We start from the raw sequence: 20003 nt of genomic DNA, 5'->3' as shown, positions 1-20003 counted from the left end.
CAAGTCCTTTTTTCACAGCAGGACTTGCATGAACACCCTCTCGGAGCCTCCCAGTCGTCTTTCCCCAAGACACCCACTGTCGCTGTTTCCGCTAAAGCATCCCGTATTCCGACTGCTAACCTTGTCCCGGTCCACTGACCGCGCTTTGCCGTGTCTGGCATTCTGAAATCTATTACGAGACTCTATAAATGGAATGGTTAGCGGATCCAACGGCCTGGCTCGGCCTGTTGACCTTGATTGTGCTGGAACTGGTGCTGGGCATCGACAACCTGGTGTTTATCGCGATCCTCGCGGACAAGCTGCCGCCGGAGCAGCGCGACCGGGCGCGGTTGATCGGTTTGTCCCTGGCGCTGCTGATGCGCCTGGGCTTACTGGCGAGTATTTCCTGGTTGGTGACGCTGACCCAGCCCTTGTTCGAGGTGTTCGACAAGAGCTTCTCCGGCCGTGACCTGATCATGCTGTTTGGTGGTGTGTTCCTGTTGTTCAAGGCCACCATGGAATTGCATGAGCGCCTTGAAGGTCATGTGGCCCAGCGCTCTGGCAATGTGGCGTATGCGATGTTCTGGCCGATCGTCGCGCAGATCGTGGTGCTCGACGCAGTGTTCTCCCTCGACGCAGTGATTACCGCCGTGGGCATGGTGGATGAACTGGCGGTGATGATGATCGCAGTGATCGTGTCCATCGGTCTGATGATCGTGGCCAGCAAGCCGCTGACCCGCTTCGTCAACGCGCACCCGACGGTGATCATGCTGTGCCTGGGCTTCTTGATGATGATCGGTTTTGCCCTGACTGCCGAGGGCCTGGGCTTCCATATTCCGAAGGGCTACCTGTATGCGGCGATTGGTTTCTCGATTCTGATTGAGGTGTTCAACCAGATTGCCCGCGCCCGTCGCAAGAAGTCGGCACAGGGCACCTTGCCGGTTCGTCAGCGTACCGCGCATGCGGTGATGCGTTTGCTCGGCGGTCGCAGTCTGGCTGTGGAGGGCATGGATGACGACGTTGCCGACCTGATGGGCGAGCCGGACGCGGCCCAGGGGCCGCTGTTCGACCGACGCGAACGCGTGATGATCAGCGGCGTGCTGCAATTGGCCGAGCGGCCGATCCGCACCTTGATGACCCCACGGGCCAAGGTCGACTGTATTGATCTGGCGGACGATGGCGACACTATTCGCCTGAAACTGATGCATTCGTCCTACTCGCGGCTGCCGTTGATCCGCAACGGCGCTGTCGATGAGCCATTAGGCTTCGTGCACAAGAAGGAGCTGCTCAAGGAATACCTGGCTGGCAACGAGCCGAATCTGGAGCACTTGGCGCGCCGTGCGATCAACTTGTTGGAGAGCTTTTCGATCCTCAACGCCCTGGAGCAGATGCGTCAGGAATCGACCCATATTGCCTTCGTGATTAACGAATTCGGCGATTTCATGGGCGTGTTGAGCATGACCGACATTCTCGAATCCATCGCTGGTGAATTGCCGGACGCCAGCGAGATTGAAGGGCCGGATATCGTCGAGGAAGGTGAGGGTTTTCGCGCCAATGGTGCGTTGACCCTTAACCAGATTCGCCAGCGCACCGGCTTCCAGGCCGCGCCCACTGACGACTATCAAACCCTCGCAGGTTTAGTGATGAGCCTGCTCGATCGCTTGCCGGTGGTCGGTGACAGCCTGGAGCATGAAGGCTGGCGCCTTACCGTGGCGGTGGTGGAGGAGCGGCGGGTGACACAGGTGCTGTTGGTATCCCTGCCGCGTACTCGCTGAACACTTTCGCCAACAACACTTCCTGTTCGTTGGGGATTTTCGAGTCCGTCGAGGGGGTCGGGTTGCCGATTCCCTTGATGTTTTTGACCTCGATGCCATCTTTGTAGACCACCAGGGTAGGGGTGCCGTCGACGCCTTCTATCCTCGGCGTGTTTTCCGTTTTCAGGAGCATGCTTTTTACGCGGTCTGCGTATTTTTCAGCGATGTTATTAAAGCGTGCGTCGGCCCCCACACAGCCCGGGCAGAATTCAGACGTAAACAGCGCGATAACCAGTGGATGGTTTTCCAATATCTGCTGGTATTCGTTGTGGTTCCTGATTTCCGTTATCGCAGCACCCATGACGATCTCCTTGTGTACCCGGCCAAGTAGCTGTAGCGAGTACGCTAAATCGAGAGATCACCACCGTCTACTGTCAACCTTCACAGGTAGACACGCTCACACGTCTGCGTCACGCTCCACGCGTTCGCGAGCTTTGCGCGCCTGGCTCGCGCATTTCCGGTATTCCTCGTTATCCCGTGAGGCCTTCGCCTTGCGGTAACCATGGTGGTTCTGGCTGGTATAGTCCGTGTTGAAGGCCTCCTTGAGCTTGGTCAACTCTTCCTTGCACTCGCGCCGATCATTACTGGCCGAAGCCGTGCCGGCCGCCAAACAGCACAGCAAAACCACACTAAGGCTTAACTTCATCACGCAGGCTCCTACACGCCGATATTCCCAGCCTAGCCCAACCCAAAAAATCAACCAGAGTTTGGCAACGAAACCCTTTGTAGTGAGTGGCGCACGGCCCCGCTACGGTGCACGGTAACGCTTCAAGGGTGCGCGCCATAACCCTGTCACCGCATTGTGTGGCCTTGAGTAGCAAGCTGGCCTCAACTGCTGGCTCAGCGCCTGCCTTCCCGAAAAATTTATCTACCTGATTCAAAACGAATTTATCCCCGTCATATGTTTCTGCCACTACGTATGGCACACTTTCTGCTGTCTATTCCGTTGTTACATACTAAGTTCCGGTATAGCGGAATACACAACTCCTGGAGTGCTTGTCATGCATCACCGACCTTCCGTGTTTAAAGCGTGTGTTTTTCTCTTCGCCGCATCGGCTTCCCTCGCAAGCGTTGTGCAGGCGGCGGACAGCAAGCTCGATGATGTGCTCAAGCGTGGGCATCTCATCGTGGGTACAGGCAGTACCAATGCGCCGTGGCACTTCCAGGGAGCGGATGGCAAGTTGCAGGGTTTTGATATCGACATCGGCCGCATCGTCGCCAAGGGGTTGTTCAACGACCCGAGCAAGGTCGAGTTTGTGGTGCAGTCCTCCGACGCACGTATTCCCAACCTGCTGACCGACAAAGTCGACATGAGTTGCCAGTTCATTACCGTCACCGCCAGCCGTGCGCAGCAGGTTGCCTTTACCTTGCCGTACTACCGCGAAGGCGTGGGCCTGCTGTTGCCGAACAACAGCAAGTACAAAGAAATCGAAGACCTGCAAGCGGCCGGCGAGGGTGTCACTGTTGCTGTGCTGCAAAACGTCTACGCCGAAGAACTGGTGCACCAGGCACTGCCCAAAGCCAAGGTTGACCAGTACGACAGTGTTGACCTGATGTACCAGGCGGTGAACTCCGGCCGCGCCGATGCGGCCGCCACTGACCAATCTTCGGTCAAGTACCTGATGGTGCAGAACCCAGGCCGCTACCGCAGCCCGACCTACGCCTGGAGCCCGCAAACCTACGCGTGCGCGGTCAAGCGTGGCGACCAGGACTGGCTGAACTTCGTCAACACTGCGTTGCATGAAGCCATGACCGGCGTGGAATTCCCCACCTACAAAGCTTCGTTCAAGCAGTGGTTCGGTGTGGATTTGCCAGAGCCCGCGATCGGTTTCCCAGTTGAGTTCAAGTAAATCGTAACCCTGGGGCGTCGCTGACGACGCCCCAATCAGGTACTGCCGACCATGAACTATCAGTTGAACTTTGCCGCCGTGTGGCGTGATTTTCCCAGCTTGCTGGCGGGGCTCGGCCTGGGCCTTGAGCTGGCACTGCTGTCGATCGCGATTGGCTGCGTGATCGGCCTGATGATGGCGTTTGCCATGCTGTCCAGGCACCGCGCGTTGCGAATCTTCGCCTCGGTGTACGTGACGGTGATCCGCAATACGCCGATCCTCGTGCTGATTTTGTTGATCTACTTTGCACTGCCGTCGCTGGGGGTTCGCCTCGACAAAATCCCTTCCTTCATCATCACCCTGTCGCTGTATGCCGGTGCCTACCTGACCGAAGTGTTCCGTGCCGGGTTGCTGAATATTCCCAAGGGCTTGCGTGAGGCCGGGTTGGCCATCGGCTTGGGCGAGTGGCGCATTCGTGCCTACATCACCGTGCCGGTGATGCTGCGCAACGTGTTGCCGGCGCTGTCGAACAACTTCATTTCGCTGTTCAAGGACACCTCGCTGGCCGCCGCTATCGCGGTACCGGAGCTGACCTATTACGCCCGCAAGATCAACGTCGAAAGCTACCGGGTGATTGAAACCTGGATGGTCACGACCGCGCTCTACGTGGCCGCCTGTTATTTCATCGCCATGCTGCTCCGTTACCTGGAACAGCGTCTGGCGATCCGTCGTTAAGGAGGGTTTCCATGTATGAGTCCCCCAGCTGGCTGCATGAGTTGTGGATCGCCCGGGATACCCTCTGGGCGGGGTTTCAGACCAGTATCTACTGCTCGGTGCTGGCGATTATCTTTGGCACGCTGATCGGTATCTTCGCAGGGTTGATCCTGACCTATGGCAAATTCTGGATGCGTGCGCCGTTTCGTCTGTACGTTGACCTGATCCGTGGCACGCCAGTGTTTGTGCTGGTGCTGGCGTGTTTCTACATGCTGCCGGCGCTCGGTTGGCAGATCACCGCGTTCCAGGCCGGTGCGGTCGGGCTGACGTTGTTCTGCGGCTCGCATGTCTCGGAAATTGTGCGCGGCGCGTTGCAAGCCATCCCCCGTGGGCAACTGGAAGCGGGCAAGGCGATTGGCCTGACGTTCTACCAATCCTTGGGCTACGTGCTGTTGCCTCAGGCGCTGCGACAGATATTGCCGACCTGGGTCAATTCCTCCACGGAAATCGTCAAGGCTTCGACCTTGCTCTCGGTGATTGGCGTGGCTGAGTTACTGCTGAGCACACAGCAAGTGATTGCGCGAACCTTCATGACCCTGGAGTTCTACCTGTTCGCCGGGTTTCTGTTCTTTGTCATCAACTACGCCATCGAGTTATTCGGGCGCTACATTGAAAAGCGGGTGGCCTTGCCATGAACCAACCTCAAACAGACCAGCCGCTGCTGAACATTCGCGGCCTGCGTAAACAATATGGCCAGGTCGAAGTACTCAAGGGCGTCGACCTGTCCATGCAGCGCGGCAACGTGGTGACCTTGATCGGCTCCAGCGGCTCGGGCAAGACCACGCTGTTGCGTTGCGTCAACCTGCTGGAGGAGTTCCAGGACGGGCAGATCACCCTGGATGGCGAGTCCATCGGCTACAGCGAAATCGCCGGCAAGCGCGTGCGTCACCCCGAGCGTGTGATCGCCCAACACCGTGCGATGACCGGCATGGCGTTCCAGCAGTTCAACCTGTTTCCGCATCTGACGGCCTTGCAAAACGTCACCCTCGGCCTGCTCAAGGTCAAGAAGATGGGCAAGGACGAAGCGGTGGCCCTGGCCGAAAAATGGCTGGACCGCGTTGGCTTGCTGGAGCGGCGCAACCACTTCCCCGGCCAATTGTCCGGCGGCCAGCAGCAGCGTGTGGCGATTGCCCGTGCGATTGCGATGAACCCAAGCCTGATGCTGTTCGACGAAGTCACCTCGGCTCTCGATCCGGAGTTGGTGGGCGAAGTGCTCAGTGTGATCAAGGGCCTGGCGGAAGAGGGTATGACCATGTTGCTGGTCACCCACGAAATGCGCTTTGCCTATGAAGTATCAGACAAGATCGTATTCATGAACCAGGGCCGTATTGAAGAGCAGGGCAGCGCGAAGGACATCTTCGAGCGCCCACAATCGCCGCGCCTGGCAGAGTTTTTGAAGAACATTCGTTTTTAATCAGGAGCAACTTTATGAGCATTACTCGTTACGGCACCGGCAGCACCGCCGGCGGTGGCCAACCTCGTCCTTTCGCGCGTGCAGTGGAAGCAGACGGTTGGCTCTACGTCTCGGGCCAGGTGCCAGCGGTGGACGGTGAAATCATCAACGGCGGCATCGTCGAGCAAACCCGCCAGACCCTGCGCAATGTGGTGGCGATTCTGGAAGAGGCCGGCTACGAACTCAAAGACGTGGTGCGCGTGGGTGTATGGCTGGAAGACCCACGGGACTTCTGGAGTTTCAACAAGGTATTCGGCGAATACTTCACCCCGGAACACGCCCCGGCGCGTGCCTGTGTACAGGCCAACATGATGGTGGACTGTAAGGTTGAGATTGATTGCGTGGCCTACAAGAAAAAAGGCTAAATGCCCCATTCTTAAAGCCATAGGAGATCCAATGTGGGAGCTAGCAAGCCCCCACAGGGGTTCACTGTGCGGCATTACCACTATGACCGGACCGAAACTGCCATGACCGAAGACACCATCAAACGCCGCGCCAAAGGCCTGGACCGTGCATTCGACATCCTCGACTTTCTCAAGGAGATCGGCCAGCCCCTGCGCCCGAATGATATTGCCAGCGGCATCGGCAGCCCCAAATCCACCGTCTATGAGTTGGTCGCATCCCTGCTGGAGCGGCGCATCCTGGAAACGGTGGGCAAGGACGGTCACGTCTACCTCGGCCGCCAGCTGTACTTTCTGGGCCAGGCGCACCTGCGCCATTTCGACCTGACCCGCGAGGCCGACCACGCTCTGCAGGAAATCGTCAGCCAAACCCACGAAACCGCGCAGATGTGCCTGCTCAACGGGCGCAAATACACGGTGGCGCTGATGCGCGAAGGTGAGCGGCATTTTCGCATCTCGTCGGACATCGGTGAAAACGCGCCGATCCCGTGGACCGCTTCCGGGCGCCTGCTGCTGGGGCACTTGAGTGACCAGCAAATCATCGACCTGATCGACTACGACGATTTCATCCTGCCGGACGGCCAGCGCCTGCCGTTGGAAACCTTCCTGGCGCAAATCCGCCAGGCCACCCTCGATGGGTTCTTCTCCTTCGACAGCGTCGCCGACACCTTTACCCATTGTTTCGCGGCCCCGGTGCGGGACGCGCAAGGCATCAGTATTGCGACCTTGTGCATCGTTGCCCCACGGGCTGACGCGATCAAAAACTATAACGACTATCGCCGGGTGTTGATCGACAGCGCCAATAACCTGGCCCGTCGCATCAACGAATAGGAGTTTTCATGTCTGCCCTTAATGCCGTTGAAAAAGGCGCCGCCACCGTCGGTGCTCACCTGGTCCGCGACGTCAGCCTGCCGGCTCTGGTGCTGCACCGCGACGCCCTGGAGCACAACATTCGCTGGATGCAGGCATTTGTCAGCAACAGCGGCGCAGAACTCGCACCCCACGGCAAAACCAGCATGATGCCGGCGTTGTTCCAGCGCCAGATCGAGGCGGGCGCTTGGGGCATCACCCTGGCCAGCGCGGTGCAAACCCGCGCCGCCTATGCCGGTGGCGTACGCCGTGTGTTGATGGCCAACCAACTGGTCGGCGCGCCGAACATGGCATTGATTGCTGACCTGTTGGCCGACAACGATTTCGACTTCCACTGCATGGTCGATCATCCGGACAACGTCGCCGACCTGGGCCTGTTCTTCGCCGCCCGTGGCCTGCGCTTGAACGTGATGATTGAGTACGGCGTGGTCGGCGGCCGTTGCGGTTGCCGCAGCGAGCAGGAGGTGCGCGAGCTGGCCAAGGCGATCAAAGCCCAGCCAGCCCTGGCTCTCACCGGCATTGAAGGCTACGAAGGCGTGATTCACGGCGAGCACGCGATCAGCGGCATACGCGACTTCGCCGCCAGCCTGGTGCGCTTGGCGGTCGACCTGCAAAACAACGGCGCTTTCGACCTGCCCAAGCCGATCATCACCGCCTCGGGCTCGGCCTGGTACGACCTGATCGCCGAGTCCTTCGAGACCCAAAACGCTGGTGGCCGCTTCCTCAGCGTGCTGCGCCCTGGCAGCTATGTGGCCCACGACCACGGCATCTACAAAGACGCGCAATGCTGCGTGCTCGACCGTCGCAGCGACCTCAGCGAAGGCCTGCGCCCGGCGCTGGAAGTCTGGGCACACGTGCAATCGATGCCTGAGCCAGGCTTTGCGGTCATCGCCCTGGGCAAGCGCGACGTGGCCTACGACGCCGGCTTACCGGTACCGCTCAAGCGCTACAAGGCCGGTATCCTGCCGGTGGAAGGCGATGACGTGAGCGCCTGCAAAGTCACTGCCGTGATGGATCAGCACGCGTTTATGTCCGTCGCACCGGGGGTTGAGCTGCGTATCGGCGACATCATTTCCTTCGGCACTTCACACCCGTGCCTGACGTTCGACAAATGGCAAGTGGGCTGCCTGGTGGATGAGCAGTTGCAGGTCATCGAGTCGCTGCAGACCTGCTTCTAAACCGCGTCGCGCCCATCGCTGGCTTGCCTGCGATGAGGCCTTAACGCCCACCAGAGACATTGGCTATGAACACACAACCGCGCATCGCCCTCATCGGCGAATGCATGATCGAACTCCAGCACCGCGCCGATGCAAGCCTGCAACAAAGCTTCGGCGGCGACACCCTGAACGCGGCGGTGTACCTGCGCCGTGAGCTGGGCGCTGTCGGCAGCGTCGACTACGTCACCGCCCTGGGCGATGACAGTTTCAGCGATGCCATGTGCCAGCAGTGGCTCGAAGAAGGCCTGGGCCTGGGCATGGTCCAACGCCTGCCCGGGCGTTTGCCGGGCTTGTACTGCATCCAGACGGACGCCAACGGCGAACGCAAATTCCTCTACTGGCGCAATGAAGCTGCCGTGCGCGATTGCTTCACCACGCCTGCGGCTGAGCCGATCCTGGCGGCATTGCCGGGCTATGACGTGGTGTATTTCAGCGGCATCACCCTGGCGGTACTGGGTGAAATCGGGCGTGAGCGTTTGCTGCAAACCTTGCTCGAAACCCGCAGGCGCGGTGGCAAGGTGGTCTTCGACAATAACTACCGGCCGCGCTTGTGGGCCAGTGTCGAGGCGGCGCGCACCGCGTATCAGCGGGTGTTGGCGCAGGTGGATATTGCCTTGCTGACCGAGGATGACGAACGTGCATTGTTTGGGTATATCGACAGCGAGCAGGTGTTTGCCGCGTACCCGGCGATTGAAGAAGTGGTGCTTAAACGCGGGGCAGATGCGTGTTTGATCCGTTGTGAGGGCGAGCACTTTGCCGTGCCGGCGTTGAAGGTCGAGAAGGTGGTGGACACCACGGCGGCGGGGGATTCGTTCAGTGCGGCGTATTTGGCCGGTCGGCTGAAGGGTGGTTCGCCAGAGACGGCGGCCTTGGCTGGGCATCGGTTGGCAAGCCGCGTGATCCAAGTGCCTGGTGCGCTGATACCGAAGTAGCGGTTGAATGGCCGCCTGCGGCGGATCGCGGGCAAGCCCGGCTCCCACATTTGACTGCATTCCTTCAGTTGAAATGCAATCAAGTGTGGGAGCTGGCTTGCCTGCGATAGCGGTCTCAAGCCAACCACTTAATCTCGGTAAAACACCTGCACCAAGTGGTACCCAAACTTGCTCTTGATCGGCCCATGCACCACCTTCACCGGTTTCTTGAAGATCACCGCATCAATCGCCCCCACCATTTGCCCCGGCCGCACTTCACCCAGGTCACCGCCGCGCTTGCCGGACGGGCAGGTCGAGTACTTTTTGGCCAGCACATCAAACGCTTCGCCCTTGGCGATGCGCTGCTTGAGCTGTTCGGCTTCTTCACTGGTTTTCACCAGGATGTGACGGGCTTGGGCTTTCATGTTGTTACCTTGCAACGGTCAAACGTAAGGGCGCGCGATTATGCCTGAACTCATTCGTCGACGCTGATCATGCTGCGGATTTTCGTCGCCAGCAGGTCGATGGAAAATGGCTTGGCCACCATGTCCATGCCGGCTTCCAGGAAACCTTGGCGCTCGGCGGCTTTTTCAGCGTAACCGGTCATGAACAACACGCGCAGGCCAGGCCGGTGCTGGCGGGCAATTTCCGCCAGTTGGCGGCCGTTCATGCCTGGCAGGCCGACATCGGTCACCAGCAGGTCTACACGCAAATCCGACTCCAGCAACGGCAGCGCCGTGCGTGCATCTGCCGCCTGGTGCGCGGTGTAGCCCAATTCATCCAGCACATTGATCACCAGCATACGCACGGCGGGGTCATCCTCAACCACCACCACGGCTTCACCGGCCAGCGCCAGGGGCGCTTCGCCCAGATGTTGCGGCAGATTGCTTTCCAGCGCGGTGCCATGCAGGCGCGGCAGGTACAGACGCACGCAGGTGCCCTGGCCGGGTTCGCTTTGAATGGTCACGTGGCCGCCGGACTGCTGGGCAAACCCGTAGATCATTGACAGCCCAAGGCCGGTGCCCTGGCCGATAGGCTTGGTGGTGAAGAATGGGTCAAATGCCTTGGCGAGGATTTTCGGTGCCATGCCGCTGCCGTTGTCACTCACGCCGAGCATCACGTAATCGCCGGCCTTAACGGGTTCGAGGGTGGTGATGTCAGTGCCGTCGAGGTAGCTGTTGGCGGTTTCAATGAGCAATTCGCCACCGTCGGGCATTGCGTCGCGTGCGTTGATCACCAGGTTGAGCAGCGCATTTTCCAGCTGGCTGGCATCGGTGTTCACCGCCCAGATATCGCGGCCCAGCTCCACCTTGAGCGCGATGTGCGCGCCTTTGGTGCGGCGGAACAACTCTTCCAGGGACGCCACCAGTTGGTTGGGGTCAAGCGGGCGACGGTCCAGCGACTGGCGCCGTGAGAACGCCAGCAGTCGGTGGGTGAGGGCGGCCGCACGATGGGCAGAGGACACGGCCGCGTCGGTGAACCGGCCGATTTCATCGCTGCGCCCGGCGGCGATATAGCGCTGCATCAGGTCCAGGCTGCCGATAATCCCGGTGAGCATATTGTTGAAATCATGGGCGATACCGCCGGTCAGCTGGCCCACCGCTTCCATCTTCTGCGCATGGCGCAAGGCATCTTCGGCACGTTCGCGCTCGAACATCTCGTTTTGCAGGCGCTGGTTCGCCTCGGCCAGCGCCTGGGTGCGCTGGGCCACCCGTTCTTCGAGGTTTTCGTTGAGATGGCGCAGGGCTTCTTCGGTGAGTTTGCGTTCGGTTTCATCGATGACAAAGATGTAGAAACCGTTCACCGAACCGTCATTGCTGAAGCGCGGCAGGTACTTCATCAAGGCGTGGCGCGGTCGACCGTCGTGGTGCGGCGTGACAGTCATGAAGCTGCACGCCTTGCCTTTGAGCGCAGCGGCGATCTTGTCCTCACGCCCGGCATACAGCTCGTCGCCGATCACTTCGCGGATACTTTTGCCGTACAGCTCCTGTGGCGTCATGCCGTACCACTCCAAGTACGCGCTGTTGTTCAGGCGAAACCGCTGCTCGTGGTCGACATAGCCAATCAATACCGGCATGGCGTTGATGATCAACTGCAGCTCGGTCTGACTCTGGCGCAACGCGTGCTCGGTGTGTTTACGCTCGGTCAGGTCCAGCGCGGCACCTAAAAAGCGTGCCGGGCGGCCTTGCGGGTCTTTGTAGCAACGGCCCCGGGCAAACACCCAGCGCACTTGACCATCGGCTTGCAGCAGGCGGTATTCCTCGGCGTATTCGGTGCCGAAGGTGATGCAATGCTTGATGCTGCGCGCCACCATGCCGCGGTCTTCGGGGTGCACGCCGTGCAGGTAGTCGCTGATGGGCAGCAGGCCGGCGTCACTCGGGTCAACGCCGTGCAGGTGGGCGAAATGGGCGTCGGCGATAAAGCGGTCTTCGCCGATATCCCAGTCCCAGGTGCCAACTGCATCGGTCGCCGCCAACGCAAGTTGCAGGCGCTGCTCGGTGTTGTGCTGGGCCTTGAGGCTGTCTTCGGAGCGCTGTTGCAGTTCGAGGGCCTTGCTGCGGCGTTCGTTGGTTTCGATAGCGGTGACCAGGATACCGGCCACCGTACCGCGTTCATCGCGCACTGGGCTGTAAGTCAGGTCGAGCCAGATTTCGGTGTCACGGTGGTTGCGTTGCAGCACGAAGCGCTGTTCGCTGAACGTGCGCACCTGGCCGGTAAGCACGGCGTCGTAGATCGGCGCGGTGAAGCTCGCAAGCTCTGGCCACGTCTCATGCGCCGGTTGGCCCATGGCGCCGGGGTGTTTGTTGCCCGCGAGCGAAGCGAAGCCATCGTTGTAGAGCTGAGTGAGTTGGCTGCCCCACAGTAACAGCATCGGCATCGGTGAGTGGACCACGATATCGACGGCTGTGCGCAGGCTTTGCGGCCAGTCATTGGCCTCACCGAGTGGGCTTTGCGCCCAGTCCAGCCGTGCAATCAATGCAGCAGCCTCGCTACCGGTGCATGTTCCGTTCATGAAAAAGCCCTACGCATAACACTTTGAAAAACCACAAAAGCCGATTATCCCGCGAGTTGGGAACGGCTGACTACCCCTCGAAAAATAGCATGCATTGGGGCTTTATCTTCAAATGAGTGCTTTTAGGCTGAAACCTTTCATTGTTGCGTAAGCTCAGGGCGGTCGCGGAATTGCGCCAAAGCCTGCGGGTTGGCCAATGCATCGGTGTTTTTCACCGGCTCGCCATGCACCACATTGCGCACCGCCAATTCGACGATCTTGCCACTGAGGGTGCGCGGGATATCAGTGACCGTGAGGATTTTCGCTGGCACATGGCGCGGCGTGGTGTTGGCGCGGATCACCTGGCGGATCTGTTGCTCCAGGGCCTCATCCAATTCGATACCGTCATTGAGGCGCACAAACAGCACCACGCGCACATCGTCCTGCCAGCGTTGGCCGATGGCCAGGCTTTCCAGCACCTGCGGGACCTTTTCCACCTGGCGATAAATCTCCGCCGTGCCGATACGCACGCCGCCAGGGTTGAGCACCGCGTCGGAACGCCCGTGGATCAACAGGCTGCCATTGGGGCGCTGCTCGGCGTAGTCGCCCTGAGCCCATACACCGGGAAACTGGGTGAAATACGAGGCGCGCAGTTTTTTCTGATCCGGGTCATTCCACAAGCCGATGGGCATGGCCGGAAAGTGCCGGGTGCACACCAGTTCACCTTTTTCTCCGATCAACGGATTGCCTTGGTCGTCCCAGACTTCGATGGCCATCGCCAAGCTCTTGCACTGCATTTCACCGCGGCGCACCGGCAGCACCGGGTTGCCGATCACAAAGCAGGAGACGATATCGGTGCCGCCCGACATCGACGACAGGCACAGCTCACCCTTGATCTCGCGGTACACGTAGTCATAGCTCTGCGGTGACAGCGGCGAGCCCGTTGAGATCAGACCTTTGAGACTGCTCAGGTCGTGGCTCAAGCGCGGTTGCAGCCCGGCGTTCTCCAGGGTAGCGAGGAACTTGGGGCTGGTGCCGAACACGCTGATTTTTTCGGCGTCGATCAGGTCGATTAAACGCGCAGGCCCTGGATGAAACGGCGAACCGTCATACAGCACCGCCGTGGCGCCGAGGGCCAGCACCGACACCAGCCAGTTCCACATCATCCAGCCGCAGGTGGTGTAGTAGAACAGGCAATCCTCACGCGACAGGTCGGCGTGCAGTCCGTGCTCCTTGAGGTGGGTGAGGAGTACGCCGCCGGTGCCATGGATAATGCACTTGGGCACGCCCGTGGTGCCGCTGGAATAGAGGATGTACAGCGGATGATCGAACGGCACGGCGACGAATTCAGGTTCGCCGCCAGGTTGGTAGAAGTTGTTCCACAGCGCGATCTTTGCCGGCGTTGTGTAGTCCTCGGCTGTCGCCTGTGGGCGCGCATACGGCACGATGATCAGTTGCTGAAGGGACGGCAGGCGCTCGAGAATTTCATTCACTTTGGCGCTTTGGTCGATGTCCTTGCCGGCGTAGCGATAACCCGCGCAGGTGATCAGCACCTTCGGCTCAATCTGGCCGAAACGATCGATTACGCCTTGGGTGCCGAAGTCCGGGGATGAGCACGACCAGATCGCGCCTAGGCTGGTAGTGGCGAGCATGCCCACCAGGGTTTGCCAGGTGTTGGGCATGCACGCGGCGACGCGGTCGCCCACGCCGACACCGGCCGCGCGCAGACTGTGTTGCAGGCCGGCGACGTGTTCGGCCAATTCGGCGTAGGTCAGCTGTTCGCGTTGGCCGTCCTCGCTGATCGCGACCACCGCCGGGTGGTCGTCGCGACGGCGCAGCAGGTGTTCGGCAAAATTCAGGGTGGCGCCGGGAAACCACTGGGCGCTGGGCATTTCCGCGGCTTCGATCAGCGTGGCGCTGGGCGGGCTACGAAACGCTACGTCGAAGAACGCGACGATGGCCCGCCAAAAGTCGGGGCGCTGGTCGATGCTCCATTGGTGCAGGGCGCAGTAGTCGGGCAATTGCTGGTTGTAGTGTTCGTTGATATAGCGCCGGAACTGATCCATGCGGGTGTTGTGGATGCGTTCGGGGGAGGGTTTCCAGAGGATTTCGGACATCAGCAAAGTCTCTTGTTCTTGTATCAATCTACCCAACAATACAGCGCCAAACGGTGGGAGCTGGATTGTCTGCGATAGCGGTGTATCAGTCATGCATGAGCCAACTGACCCAGCGCCATCGCAGGCAAGCTAGCGCCCACACATGATCTTCAGTGTCTGTTTTATTGGGCCAACCAGCCGCCGTCGATATTCCAGGCCGCACCACGCACCTGGGCGCCCGCCTCACTGCACAAAAACAACACCAACTCACCCAGCTGCGGCGGCGTCACAAACTCCAGGGACGGCTGTTTCTCGGCGAGCAAATCATGCTGCGCCTGCTGCGGGTCCACGCCTTTGGCCGCGCGCTCATCAATCTGCTTTTGCACCAGCGGCGTCAGCACCCAGCCTGGGCAGATGGCGTTGCAAGTGACGTTGCTGGTGGCGGTTTCCAGGCCCACCACCTTGGTCAAGCCGATCACGCCGTGCTTGGCCGCCACATACGCGGCCTTGCCCACCGAGCCGACCAAGCCATGCACTGAGGCAATGTTGACAATACGCCCCCAACCCTTGGCCTTCATGCCGGGCAAACTCAAACGCGTGCTGTGGAACACCGAGGACAGGTTGATCGCGATAATCGAGTCCCAGCGTTCGGCCGGGAAGTCTTCCACTGCCGATACGTGTTGGATGCCGGCATTGTTGACCAGAATGTCCACGCCGCCGAACTCACGCTCGGCGTAGGCGATCATGTCGGCGATCTGCGCCGGGTCGCTGACGTCGGCCGGGTGGTGGCCGACCTTGCCGCCGAACGCCTGCACCTGGGCGATCACCGCGCTGGCATCGCCGAAGCCATTCAGGATCAGGTTGGCACCGGCCTTGGCCAGGCTCAGCGCGATGCCTAAGCCAATGCCGCTGGTGGAGCCGGTAACCAAGGCGGTCTTGCCGTTCAATGTCGTCATGAAAACCTCACACAATGCCGGTGGCATAGAAAGTACCGATCACCACGAACACCGCGAGGGTCTTGATAATCGTGATGCCGAAAATGTCCTTGTAGGCTTCGCGGTGAGTCAGCCCGGTCACCGCCAGCAGCGTGATCACCGCGCCGTTGTGGGGCAGGGTGTCCATGCCGCCGCTGGCCATGGCCGCAACCCGGTGCAGCACTTCAAGCGGGATATTGGCCGCATGGGCCGCCGAAATAAAGCTCTCGGACATCGCCGCCAGGGCGATGCTCATGCCACCGGACGCAGAGCCGGTGATACCGGCCAGCAGGGTCACGGTGATCGCTTCGTTGACCAACGGGTTGGGAATGCCCTTGAGCCAGTCCGCCAGCACCAGGAAGCCGGGCAATGACGCGATGACCGCACCGAAGCCGTATTCCGACGCGGTGTTCATTGCCGCTAACAGCGCACCGCTGACCGCGCTTTTACTGCCTTCGGCAAGTTTGCTGCGAATCGCCGACCAGCCGAACACCAGTACCATCACGATGCCGACCAGCAACGCCGCCTGCACCGCCCAGATCGCCGTGAGCTTGGCGATTTCGGTGGTCACCGGCGCGCTCATGCCCGGCAGGCTGAGGCTGTGGGTCTTGCCGTACCACTGCGGGATCCAGTGGGTGAACAGCAGATTCATCACGCCTACCAGCAACAGCGGCGACAGCGCAATCCATGGGTTCGGCAGGTCGATATTTTCAGCGGTTTCCGGCTCGTTACGCAGCTCGGTGCCGTAGCCTTCGCCGGCACGCTGGGCCTTGTTGCGCTGGCGTGCCAGGTAAAGCATACCGGCGCAGAATACGAAGATCGTGCCGATCAAGCCCAGCCACGGCGCGGCCCACGCGGTGGTGTTGAAGAACGTGCTGGGGATGATGTTCTGGATCTGCGGCGTGCCGGGCAGGGCGTCCATGGTGAACGAGAACGCGCCGAGGGCGATGGTTGCCGGGATCAGGCGCTTGGGGATATTGCTCTGGCGGAACATCTCCGCCGCAAACGGGTACACCGCAAACACCACCACAAACAGCGACACGCCACCGTAGGTAAGCAGGGCGCAGACCAGCACAATCACCAGCATTGCCTGGCGCGTGCCGAGCAACCGGATCGCGGCGGCCACGATGGCGCGCGAGAAGCCCGACAGCTCAATCAGCTTGCCGAACACCGCACCGAGCAGGAAAACCGGGAAATACAGCTTGATGAAACCGACCATTTTCTCCATGAACACCCCGGTAAACGCAGGGGCGACGGCGGACGGGTCGGTGAGCAGCACAGCGCCGAGGGCGGCGATGGGGGCAAACAGGATAACGCTGTAGCCACGGTAGGCCGCCAGCATCAGCAGCGCGAGGGCTGCCAGGGCAATGATCACACTCATGGTGTGTCTCCAGATCGAATTGTTATTGTTGTGGGTGGTGCTTTGGAGAGGGGCTATAGCGAGATGTGTGCCAACTGGTTAACTTATTGAAATATATGAATATTATTGTTTTCTGTGGCCGCTGTCTGAAGGATTGTCTCAATTCGGAGACTGAAGAGGATCAGCTGAGGGAGCTGGCTTGCCTGCGATGGCGATCGTTCAGTAGAGGTGTGTTGGCTGGAAGGCCGCTATCGCAGGCAATCCAGCTCCCGCACTAGAGTGTCTATATATGTAGATATTGTCTCTTTATTGAGACTAGGCCATGCCAAGGGCAACCATTTTCTTGTACAGCGTCGACCGCCCAAGCTCCAACCGCTTCGCCGCCTCCACCACATTCCCTTCGCACGCCTTGAGCGCCGCCGCAATCACCTGCCGATCAAACCGCTCCCGCGCCGCCGCAAACGTCTCGCCCTCGACCGTCTCCAAGGCGCCACGTGTTACCGGGCTGAACGTGCCAATCGCCGCGCGAATCTCCCCGGCATCCAGCACCAAGTCATCACTCAGCAACGCCGCGCGCTCCAGCACATTGCGCAGCTCGCGGATATTTCCCGGCCACGCATGCTGCGCCAACAGCGCCAGTGCCTCGCGGTCCAGTTCATGCTGGCTGCGCAACTCTTCCAGAATCGCCTCACTCAACGCCGGAATGTCATCCAGCCGCTCACGCAACGGCGGCACCTGGATCGGCAGTACATTCAGCCGGTAATACAAATCCGCGCGGAACTCGCCGCGCTTGATCGCCGCCTCCAGGTCCATGGACGTGGCGGCAATCACCCGTATATCGCTGTGCCGCATTTCATTGGAGCCCACTGGCTCGTATTCCTTTTCCTGCAACACCCGCAGCAGTTTGCTTTGCAGCGGCAGCGGCATGTCGCCGATTTCATCAAGGAACAGCGTGCCGCCCTGGGCGATCTGCAACTTGCCGGGGCGGCCTTTGCGGTCGGCCCCGGTAAACGCGCCCGGCGCAGTGCCGAAGAACTCGGCTTCGAGCAGGTCAGCTGGAATCGCTGCGCTGTTGATGCTGACAAAGGCCTTGTGCGCACGCGGTGATGCGCCGTGGATTGCCTGGGCCAGCAGTTCTTTGCCGGTGCCGGTTTCGCCGAGCAGCAACACCGGCGACTCAGCGCTCGCACTGCGCCGCGCTCGGCGTTTGACTTCCAGGCTGGCCGCGCTGGTGCCGATAAAGTGCGCGAAGTTGTATTTGCTCTGGCGGGAACGCAACAGCGAGCGGGTGGACGCCAGCTCCTGCTGCAGGCTCAGGTAGCGCTCAATCAGCGGCGACAGGTTGCGCAACTCATCGAACAGCGCAAAGCCAATCGCGCCGATCACCGTGCCAGCATCATCGTGGATCGGCAGGCGCATCACCACCAGCGGGCCTTTTGGCGTGTCTTGAATGTCCAGCAAGATCGGCTGGTCAGTGCGCACCACTTGGCGCAACAGGCTGTTGGAGATCACCTGTTCGCAGGGCTGGCCGATGGCTTCGTCGGCGCTCTTGAGGCCGAAACGCTTAGCGTAGCGCTCATTCATCCACACGATATTCGCGTCGCGGTCGACGATCACCGTGCCTTCGCTGGACTGCTCGATGATCTCGAACAGCGACTGGATGGCCAGGCCGCGAACTTGTTGGTAGTCCTTAAGGCTTTCGTTGCTAGTCATGCATCCGCCGCCAACACAAAATATGAATAGGGTTGCGCGCCTACAAAGGCATGTGCGCCGCCGCCAGCAGCTCTTTGGTGTACGCGTGCTGCGGCGCCTCAAATACCTCATGGCTCGCGCCGCGTTCCACCACCTTGCCGTCCTTGATCACGATCATGTCGTGGGCCATGGCGCGCACCACCGCCAGGTCATGGCTGATAAACAGGTAGGTCAGGCTGTACTTCTCCTGTAATTCGCGCAGCAGGGCCACCACCTGTTTTTGCACGGTGCGGTCGAGGGCCGAGGTCGGTTCGTCCAACAGCATCAGGGCCGGTTTGAGCACCAATGCGCGGGCGATGGCGATACGTTGGCGCTGACCACCGGAAAACTCGTGGGGGTAACGGTGGCGGCTGGCAGGGTCGAGGCCCACGTCCTTGAGCACCTGCACCACTTGCGCATCGCGCTCGGCCAGGCTGCACGGCGCGTGCACTTCCAGGCCTTCGCTGATGATCTGCTCCACCGACATGCGCGGGCTGAGGCTGCCGTAAGGGTCTTGGAACACCACCTGCATCTGTTTGCGCCACGGGCGCATTTGCTTGTGGTTGAGCGGGTCGAGGGCCTCGCCCTGGAAGCGGATGCTGCCGCTGGAGTCGAGCAAACGCAGGATCGCCTGGCCCAGGGTCGATTTACCCGAGCCAGACTCGCCGACAATCCCCAGGGTCTTGCCGCGCTGCACGCTGAGGCTGATGCCGTCTACTGCGCGCAGGTAGGTCTTGCGCTGAAACAGCCCGCCGCTGAGCGGGAACTGCACCGTTAGGTTTTCCACCTGCAACACCGTTTCGCGTTCGTCATTGCACAGCGCATCGCCGGTCGGTTCCGCATCCAGTAGCAGGCGGCTGTAAGGGTGTTGGGGGGCGTCGAAGATCGTTTGGCAGTCGGCGTGCTCGACGATTTCACCGGCGTGCATCACGCACACGCGCTGCGCGATGCTGCGTACCAGGTTGAGGTCATGGCTGATCAGCAGTAGCGACATGCCCAAGCGTTGCTGCAAGGACTTAAGCAGCAGCAGGATCTTGCGCTGTACCGTCACGTCCAGCGCGGTCGTCGGTTCGTCGGCGATCAACAGTTCCGGTTCGCAGGCCAGGGCCATGGCGATCATGACGCGCTGGCGCTGGCCACCGGAGAGTTGATGTGGATACGCCTTGAGGCGTTCCTGGGGTTTTTGAATGCCCACCAGTTCGAGCAATTCGAGAATGCGCGCTTGCGCCGCCTTACCGCCTAAGCCTTTGTGCAGCAGCAGGGTTTCGCCGATCTGCTTTTCGATACTGTGCAGCGGGTTGAGCGAGGTCATCGGCTCCTGGAAGATCATCGCAATGCGGTTACCGCGCAGCTTTTGCAGGGTGGCCGCCGAGGCGCCGATCAACTCCTGGCCGCGATACTTCACCGAGCCCGTGGTCTGCGTACCGGCTTCGGGCAGCAGTTGCAGGATCGAGTGGGCCGTCACCGACTTACCCGAGCCCGACTCGCCCACCAGCGCCAGGCATTCGCCGGGGCGCACGTCCAGGCACAGCGTGTTCACCACGGTCTGGCCGCTGAAGGCGACACTCAGTTCGCGGATTTCAATCAGGTTCATAGGCCGTT

Annotated in this window: 18 protein-coding genes; 9 read left to right on the top strand and 9 right to left on the bottom strand. The window is 60.5% G+C overall.

Going from position 1 to position 20003, the window contains the following annotated elements:
* Nucleotides 1-188 precede the first annotated feature (188 nt).
* Nucleotides 189-1754, top strand: coding sequence for a TerC family protein (locus FW764_RS20980; RefSeq protein ID WP_446435517.1), 1566 nt, complete (start codon nucleotides 189-191; stop codon nucleotides 1752-1754).
* Here FW764_RS20980 and FW764_RS20975 read toward each other — a convergent pair.
* Together FW764_RS20975 and FW764_RS20970 are read right to left on the bottom strand one after the other, a co-directional pair.
* On the bottom strand, nucleotides 1684-2094 hold the full coding sequence (locus FW764_RS20975; protein WP_446435516.1) for a thioredoxin family protein: 411 nt from the start codon (nucleotides 2092-2094) through the stop codon (nucleotides 1684-1686). The genes FW764_RS20980 and FW764_RS20975 overlap by 71 nt on opposite strands.
* A gap of 96 nt (nucleotides 2095-2190) precedes the next feature.
* Complete coding sequence (locus tag FW764_RS20970; RefSeq protein ID WP_446435515.1) at nucleotides 2191-2439, bottom strand: hypothetical protein; 249 nt, start codon at nucleotides 2437-2439, stop codon at nucleotides 2191-2193.
* Nucleotides 2440-2794: 355 nt separating this feature from the next.
* On the opposite strand from FW764_RS20970, the gene FW764_RS20965 reads away from it, so the two are divergent.
* From FW764_RS20965 to FW764_RS20930, 8 genes are all read left to right on the top strand, one after another.
* A complete protein-coding gene (locus FW764_RS20965) occupies nucleotides 2795-3643 on the top strand; it encodes a transporter substrate-binding domain-containing protein (RefSeq protein WP_446435514.1) in 849 nt (282 codons plus the stop codon).
* Nucleotides 3644-3694: 51 nt separating this feature from the next.
* Nucleotides 3695-4357 (top strand): amino acid ABC transporter permease, encoded by a 663-nt coding sequence (locus FW764_RS20960; protein WP_446435513.1) that lies wholly within the window; start codon nucleotides 3695-3697, stop codon nucleotides 4355-4357.
* A gap of 11 nt (nucleotides 4358-4368) precedes the next feature.
* Nucleotides 4369-5031 (top strand): amino acid ABC transporter permease, encoded by a 663-nt coding sequence (locus FW764_RS20955; RefSeq protein WP_053255671.1) that lies wholly within the window; start codon nucleotides 4369-4371, stop codon nucleotides 5029-5031.
* Nucleotides 5028-5810 carry an amino acid ABC transporter ATP-binding protein gene (locus tag FW764_RS20950; RefSeq protein ID WP_446435512.1) on the top strand — a complete coding sequence of 261 codons (783 nt, stop codon included), beginning with the start codon at nucleotides 5028-5030 and terminating at the stop codon, nucleotides 5808-5810. Before FW764_RS20955 ends, FW764_RS20950 begins: the two co-directional genes overlap by 4 nt.
* Nucleotides 5811-5824: 14 nt before the next feature.
* The gene (locus FW764_RS20945) at nucleotides 5825-6214 is read left to right on the top strand and encodes a RidA family protein (RefSeq protein WP_122541444.1); all 390 of its coding nucleotides are present in this window, start codon (nucleotides 5825-5827) and stop codon (nucleotides 6212-6214) included.
* Nucleotides 6215-6316: 102 nt separating this feature from the next.
* Complete coding sequence (locus FW764_RS20940; protein ID WP_106580124.1) at nucleotides 6317-7081, top strand: IclR family transcriptional regulator; 765 nt, start codon at nucleotides 6317-6319, stop codon at nucleotides 7079-7081.
* Between the two features lie 8 nt (nucleotides 7082-7089).
* On the top strand, nucleotides 7090-8298 hold the full coding sequence (locus FW764_RS20935; RefSeq protein WP_446435511.1) for an amino acid deaminase: 1209 nt from the start codon (nucleotides 7090-7092) through the stop codon (nucleotides 8296-8298).
* A 65-nt stretch (nucleotides 8299-8363) separates the two neighbouring features.
* Complete coding sequence (locus tag FW764_RS20930) at nucleotides 8364-9269, top strand: sugar kinase (protein ID WP_446435510.1); 906 nt, start codon at nucleotides 8364-8366, stop codon at nucleotides 9267-9269.
* A 128-nt stretch (nucleotides 9270-9397) separates the two neighbouring features.
* Here FW764_RS20930 and FW764_RS20925 read toward each other — a convergent pair whose 3' ends face one another.
* From FW764_RS20925 to FW764_RS20895, 7 genes are all read right to left on the bottom strand, one after another.
* Nucleotides 9398-9673 (bottom strand): peptidylprolyl isomerase, encoded by a 276-nt coding sequence (locus FW764_RS20925; protein ID WP_003174397.1) that lies wholly within the window; start codon nucleotides 9671-9673, stop codon nucleotides 9398-9400.
* 50 nt (nucleotides 9674-9723) lie between these two features.
* A complete protein-coding gene (locus FW764_RS20920; RefSeq protein ID WP_446435509.1) occupies nucleotides 9724-12261 on the bottom strand; it encodes a PAS domain-containing protein in 2538 nt (845 codons plus the stop codon).
* 137 nt (nucleotides 12262-12398) lie between these two features.
* Nucleotides 12399-14357, bottom strand: a complete 1959-nt coding sequence (locus FW764_RS20915; RefSeq protein WP_446435508.1) for an acetoacetate--CoA ligase — start codon at nucleotides 14355-14357, stop codon at nucleotides 12399-12401.
* A gap of 161 nt (nucleotides 14358-14518) precedes the next feature.
* Nucleotides 14519-15292, bottom strand: coding sequence for a 3-hydroxybutyrate dehydrogenase (locus FW764_RS20910; protein WP_446435507.1), 774 nt, complete (start codon nucleotides 15290-15292; stop codon nucleotides 14519-14521).
* Between the two features lie 7 nt (nucleotides 15293-15299).
* Nucleotides 15300-16691 carry a GntP family permease gene (locus tag FW764_RS20905; protein WP_446435506.1) on the bottom strand — a complete coding sequence of 464 codons (1392 nt, stop codon included), beginning with the start codon at nucleotides 16689-16691 and terminating at the stop codon, nucleotides 15300-15302.
* A 294-nt stretch (nucleotides 16692-16985) separates the two neighbouring features.
* Nucleotides 16986-18383, bottom strand: a complete 1398-nt coding sequence (locus FW764_RS20900; RefSeq protein WP_446435505.1) for a sigma-54 interaction domain-containing protein — start codon at nucleotides 18381-18383, stop codon at nucleotides 16986-16988.
* Between the two features lie 40 nt (nucleotides 18384-18423).
* Complete coding sequence (locus FW764_RS20895; RefSeq protein WP_446435504.1) at nucleotides 18424-19995, bottom strand: ABC transporter ATP-binding protein; 1572 nt, start codon at nucleotides 19993-19995, stop codon at nucleotides 18424-18426.
* Between the last annotated feature and the right edge of the window lie 8 nt (nucleotides 19996-20003).

The organism is Pseudomonas sp. 1152_12 (genome assembly GCF_052850675.1).
Note: the sequence above shows the minus strand (reverse complement) of the source record. Positions and strands in the feature narration are given on the sequence as shown.

What these genes read in the sequence shown, in the direction of transcription:
- FW764_RS20905 (WP_446435506.1), bottom strand. Translation starts at nt 16,691, where the DNA reads ATGAGTGTGATCATTGCCCTGGCAGCCCTCGCGCTGCTGATGCTGGCG.
- FW764_RS20980 (WP_446435517.1), top strand. Translation starts at nt 189, where the DNA reads ATGGAATGGTTAGCGGATCCAACGGCCTGGCTCGGCCTGTTGACCTTG.
- FW764_RS20965 (WP_446435514.1), top strand. Translation starts at nt 2,795, where the DNA reads ATGCATCACCGACCTTCCGTGTTTAAAGCGTGTGTTTTTCTCTTCGCC.
- FW764_RS20950 (WP_446435512.1), top strand. Translation starts at nt 5,028, where the DNA reads ATGAACCAACCTCAAACAGACCAGCCGCTGCTGAACATTCGCGGCCTG.
- FW764_RS20945 (WP_122541444.1), top strand. Translation starts at nt 5,825, where the DNA reads ATGAGCATTACTCGTTACGGCACCGGCAGCACCGCCGGCGGTGGCCAA.
- FW764_RS20915 (WP_446435508.1), bottom strand. Translation starts at nt 14,357, where the DNA reads ATGTCCGAAATCCTCTGGAAACCCTCCCCCGAACGCATCCACAACACC.
- FW764_RS20975 (WP_446435516.1), bottom strand. Translation starts at nt 2,094, where the DNA reads ATGGGTGCTGCGATAACGGAAATCAGGAACCACAACGAATACCAGCAG.
- FW764_RS20940 (WP_106580124.1), top strand. Translation starts at nt 6,317, where the DNA reads ATGACCGAAGACACCATCAAACGCCGCGCCAAAGGCCTGGACCGTGCA.
- FW764_RS20960 (WP_446435513.1), top strand. Translation starts at nt 3,695, where the DNA reads ATGAACTATCAGTTGAACTTTGCCGCCGTGTGGCGTGATTTTCCCAGC.
- FW764_RS20920 (WP_446435509.1), bottom strand. Translation starts at nt 12,261, where the DNA reads ATGAACGGAACATGCACCGGTAGCGAGGCTGCTGCATTGATTGCACGG.
- FW764_RS20935 (WP_446435511.1), top strand. Translation starts at nt 7,090, where the DNA reads ATGTCTGCCCTTAATGCCGTTGAAAAAGGCGCCGCCACCGTCGGTGCT.
- FW764_RS20895 (WP_446435504.1), bottom strand. Translation starts at nt 19,995, where the DNA reads ATGAACCTGATTGAAATCCGCGAACTGAGTGTCGCCTTCAGCGGCCAG.
- FW764_RS20930 (WP_446435510.1), top strand. Translation starts at nt 8,364, where the DNA reads ATGAACACACAACCGCGCATCGCCCTCATCGGCGAATGCATGATCGAA.
- FW764_RS20970 (WP_446435515.1), bottom strand. Translation starts at nt 2,439, where the DNA reads ATGAAGTTAAGCCTTAGTGTGGTTTTGCTGTGCTGTTTGGCGGCCGGC.
- FW764_RS20955 (WP_053255671.1), top strand. Translation starts at nt 4,369, where the DNA reads ATGTATGAGTCCCCCAGCTGGCTGCATGAGTTGTGGATCGCCCGGGAT.
- FW764_RS20910 (WP_446435507.1), bottom strand. Translation starts at nt 15,292, where the DNA reads ATGACGACATTGAACGGCAAGACCGCCTTGGTTACCGGCTCCACCAGC.
- FW764_RS20900 (WP_446435505.1), bottom strand. Translation starts at nt 18,383, where the DNA reads ATGACTAGCAACGAAAGCCTTAAGGACTACCAACAAGTTCGCGGCCTG.
- FW764_RS20925 (WP_003174397.1), bottom strand. Translation starts at nt 9,673, where the DNA reads ATGAAAGCCCAAGCCCGTCACATCCTGGTGAAAACCAGTGAAGAAGCC.